The sequence below is a fragment of the Mesorhizobium sanjuanii genome (genome assembly GCF_002529485.1).
GTDB lineage: Bacteria > Pseudomonadota > Alphaproteobacteria > Rhizobiales > Rhizobiaceae > Mesorhizobium > Mesorhizobium sanjuanii.
Genome location: NZ_NWQG01000182.1, coordinates 1 through 3,481, shown reverse-complemented (window position 1 = coordinate 3,481; position 3,481 = coordinate 1). Strand labels below are relative to the sequence as shown.

The 3,481-nt window shown below is 64.5% G+C and carries 3 protein-coding genes; all 3 read right to left on the bottom strand.

All coding sequences use genetic code 11. The annotated features are described in order from the left end of the window. Positions 1-397 (bottom strand): ATP-binding cassette domain-containing protein (locus CN311_RS24365; RefSeq protein ID WP_115504268.1); only part of this gene is annotated, 397 nt, incomplete at its 3' end. Positions 398-486: 89 nt separating this feature from the next. Further along, positions 487-1,785, bottom strand: coding sequence for an ABC transporter substrate-binding protein (locus CN311_RS24360; RefSeq protein ID WP_097576227.1), 1,299 nt, complete (start codon positions 1,783-1,785; stop codon positions 487-489). A 53-nt stretch (positions 1,786-1,838) separates the two neighbouring features. Continuing rightward, on the bottom strand, positions 1,839-3,272 hold the full coding sequence (locus CN311_RS24355) for an amidase (protein WP_097576226.1): 1,434 nt from the start codon (positions 3,270-3,272) through the stop codon (positions 1,839-1,841). Positions 3,273-3,481: the final 209 nt, after the last annotated feature.

Genomic DNA, 3,481 nt, shown 5'->3' with positions numbered 1-3,481 from the left:
CCTCCATCGTCGCCTGCCGGACGTCCTCGCCAAGGCGGAAGCCGGCCAGCCTTCGCCGCTGCCGGCCGAAATAGGCGGCGATCTCGATGTTTTCACGAACGGTCAGGCTGTCGAAGGCGGCATTGAGCTGGAAGGTGCGGGCCATGCCGAGCTGGCAGATGCGGTCGGCCGGAAAAGTCGAAATGTCGGTGTCGCCGAAATGCACCCGGCCGCCGCTGGCCGGCGTGATCCCGGTCACGACGTCGAAGAAGGTCGTCTTGCCGGCGCCGTTCGGCCCGCCAATGCCGACGATCTCGCCCGGGTTGACCACCATCGACACGCCGTCGACGGCGGCCAGCGAGCCGAACCGTTTGACCACACCGTCACAAACCAGCATCGGGCCCGCGGCCTCAGTCATCTCGTTTGCCTGGCATCTGTTATCTTACCTGGTGGCAACCGGTCGGGCGCAAACCCGGCCGGTTCGTTGGTTTCATTTCCGCGTCCGGTTCATTTGATCCATGGCGGCACAATGAAGCTGTCCGTGGCATAGAGCACCGGCGCGATCAGCTTCGGATCGGTCTTGTAATCCTGATGCTGCAGGAACTGGTGCGGCATGCCAAGCGACGGATCGGCCACCTGCGTCGGATAGCAGAAGGCCGACTGGCCGGCCGGATCGGCCCTATAGGTGCCGTTGACCCCGCGATAGACCAGGCGCTTCATGGCATTGGCCACCTTGGTGGTCTGCTCCTTGTTCATCGGTTCGCCCGGACCGCCGGCGATCGCCGCGGCAAGCGCCCACATCCACAGGCCGTCATAGGTCTGCGACCCCGTGATGTAGGCCGAGTTCGGACCGAACTTGGCCCGGTAGCTCTCGCGGAAAGGCTTGGAGAAATCGTCCGGCAGGCAGCCGATCACCGTCGAATAGACGACGCCGTTGACCGCCTCGCCGCCGATCTCGCGGAACGCCGGCAGCGATGGTCCGTACTGCATGTAGATCAGGCTGTTGATCGGCTCGGCGAGGAACTGGACCATGAACTGCGCCAGGTCTTGCGGCAGGAAGTGCGTCACCAGGATCGCCGCCGGCGGGTCTTGGCGGAGCTTTGCCAGCGTCGGTCCCCACTGGTTGGTCGGGAACGGAACGGTCTCGAACAGGCTGACCTCGAAGCCGTATTCGGCCGCCTTGTCGCGGATCGCGTTGGCGATGACGATCGAATATTCGTTGGCCGACGGGATGATGGCGATCTTCTTGTTCGGCGCCTTCCATTTGCCGTCCGCGGCAAGCGTCTTGAGGAAGTTCAGGCAGCCCGGTCCATACCAGAACTCCGGCGGGTCGCCCTGGAAGGAGCTGTAATAGCGGGCCGGGTCGGTCTTGAACTTCTCATTGTGCGAAATCAGCGTGTTGTAGTGCATCATGATGACGTCGTTGTCGGCGGCGACGTCCATCTCGATCATGTTGGTGCCGAGATTGTAGCCGTTGATGATGACCGGCGCCTCGAAGCGGTCGATCAGGCGCTGCATCGACTGGCTGACGAGGTCCGCGCCCATTTCCTTGGTGTCTTCGATGTGGATCTCGACAGGCCGGCCAAGAATGCCGCCCGCCGCATTGATCTCCTCGGCGGCAAGCTCGAGACCGTTCTTGAACTCGATGCCGTCGGCGGCGGCGATGCCGGACATCGGCAGGGCCGAACCGACCGGAATGGGCGTGGCGTCCTGGGCGATCGCGGCATTGTTCATGTCGGCAAGAAGCGCGGCGCCGGCCGCACCCGCGCCAACCACGCCTTGCAGCATTGCGCGTCTGTTCATCATGGCAAAGTTCCCCTTTTTGGCGTTGGTTAGAGTCTTTTCTTCATGTGAAATTTTCAGGCGAAATCCTTCAGGCGAAACGCTTCGGTCATGGGCGGAAAGGCGGCCTCCAGGTCGGCCGCCGCCGACAGCACGCGGGCATCGTCGCCGCGCGCGCCGATGATCTGGAAGCCGACCGGCAGGCCCGCCGTGGTCATCCCGCAAGGGATGACGCAGGCCGGTTGCTGGCTGAGATTGATTGGATAGCTGAACGCCGCCCATTCGGTCCAGCGCGACAGGCCGCTGTCCGGGGGCACCTCAAGTCCGACGTCGAAGGCCGGCACCGATGTTCCCGGCGAAACGATGAAATCATAGGCGTCGAGCAGCCGGTCCATGGCGGCGCCGAATTCGGTGCGCTGCAACTGCGCGGCGACAAGCGCCTGGGCCTCGAACGCCGCCCCTGCCCGCGCGATCTCAAGGAAGCCCGGATCGATGCCTGCCCGTTCGTCCGGCGCGACCAGTGCCAGCCGCGCCGCGGCGCCGGTGAACCAATGATGCTGGAAAAGATCGAGGAGATCGCCACCTGGAAGATCAATCGGCTCGACTGTCGCGCCGAATGCCTCGAAATACGTCAAGGCATGAGAGACAACCGCGGCGATCCCGGAATCCAGCGCTCCTGACGGCGGCTTCGACCAGTAGCCGATCCGGGCGCCCTGCAAAGTATTCTCGATCCGGCCAAGCGGCGCCAGCGTTCCCACGCCTTGCTGCCAGTCGCTGATATCGCGGCCGGACATGGCGCCGGCCATGACGGCAAGATCAAGTGCCGTCCGCGCCATCGGCCCGATATGAGCGACGGTTCCGAACGCGCTGGACGGATAGGCCGGCACACGGCCGAAGGTCGGCTTCAATCCGGCAATGCCGGTGAACGAGGCCGGGATGCGGATCGAGCCGCCGCCATCGGTGCCGAGATGGAAGACGCCGGCGCCGGTGGCGGCCGCCACCGCCGCGCCGCCGGAGGAACCGCCGGGCGTCTTTTGCGCATTCCAGGGATTGCGCGTGATGCCGCACAGCCCGCTGTCGGTGATCGCCTTCCAGCCGAATTCGGGCGTCGTCGTCTGCCCGATGAAGACGGCGCCGGCTCTGCGCAGCAGGGCAACCGCAGGGGCATCCTTGTCATAGGCGGCGGACGACGTCGTCCTGCTGCCGTAGCGCACGCTCCAGCCGTCGACCCAGACGATGTCCTTGAGCGTCGTCGGTATGCCGTCGGCGGGGGACAGCGGCTCGCCCGCCCGCCAGCGTTTCTCGGAGGCGCCGGCGGCCTCGATCGCACCCTTGCGGTCGATCATGGTGAAGGCGTTGAAAAGCGGATTGATCGCTTCGGCGCGTTCCAGCGCCGCCAGCGTCACCTCGACGGGCGACAGCCCACCAGTGCGGTAGGCGGCATTAAGCTCCGCAGCAGCCAGGCTGCACAGATCATCGGCATCGGCAATGGGAGAGATCCCATTCGGCATGCGGTTCGAACCCCTCGTTCCATGGCCGCTCTTCCGGCAGCCTTGTCAGCCCGGGCAATCTGGCGGGTTTCTTCGTCACCATAAAATGTATTATTGTGGGGAACATTCACTATTTAATATAACAAGAGCCATGAACCTGACCATCCGGCAGTTGCGCTATGTCTGCGAAGTCGCCCGCCTCGGCAGCGTGCTGGCGGCCTCCAAATCGC

Bases quoted from the DNA above. Each gene is read 5' to 3' on its own strand.
- CN311_RS24360 (WP_097576227.1), bottom strand. From the start codon at position 1,785: ATGATGAACAGACGCGCAATGCTGCAAGGCGTGGTTGGCGCGGGTGCG.
- CN311_RS24355 (WP_097576226.1), bottom strand. From the start codon at position 3,272: ATGCCGAATGGGATCTCTCCCATTGCCGATGCCGATGATCTGTGCAGC.